Source organism: Streptomyces regalis, from assembly GCF_001509475.1.
GTDB lineage: Bacteria > Actinomycetota > Actinomycetes > Streptomycetales > Streptomycetaceae > Streptomyces > Streptomyces regalis.
In genome coordinates this window covers 1-325 of record NZ_LLZG01000282.1, presented here as the reverse complement: position 1 = coordinate 325, position 325 = coordinate 1, and the positions used below count along the sequence as shown (strand labels likewise).

Below are 325 nucleotides of genomic sequence, written 5' to 3'. Positions count from 1 at the left end.
GATGCGCCACGGGCTGCTCCCCCGCACCCTGCACGTCGACGAACCCACCCCGCACGTCGACTGGACCGCCGGCGCCGTCCAACTCCTCACCGAGGCACGCGAATGGGCCCCGAACGGCCACCCGCGCAGGGCCGGCGTCTCCGGCTTCGGCATGAGCGGCACCAACGCGCACGTGGTCCTGGAGGAGGCGCCCGCCCTCGACCCACGGGAACCGTCGGGTGGTGCTGCCCCGGCTCCGTGGCTGCTGTCGGGTCACAACGAGCAGGCCCTGCGGGACCAGGCGGGCCGGCTGCGCGAGTACGTCGAGACACATCCCGGCACCGAA

At 73.8% G+C, this 325-nt stretch carries 1 protein-coding gene; it reads left to right on the top strand.

Features of this window, described 5'->3' with window-relative positions; translation table 11 throughout:
- On the top strand, positions 1-325 hold a 325-nt coding region (locus ADL12_RS26230; RefSeq protein ID WP_279617170.1), incomplete at both ends, for a ketoacyl-synthetase C-terminal extension domain-containing protein.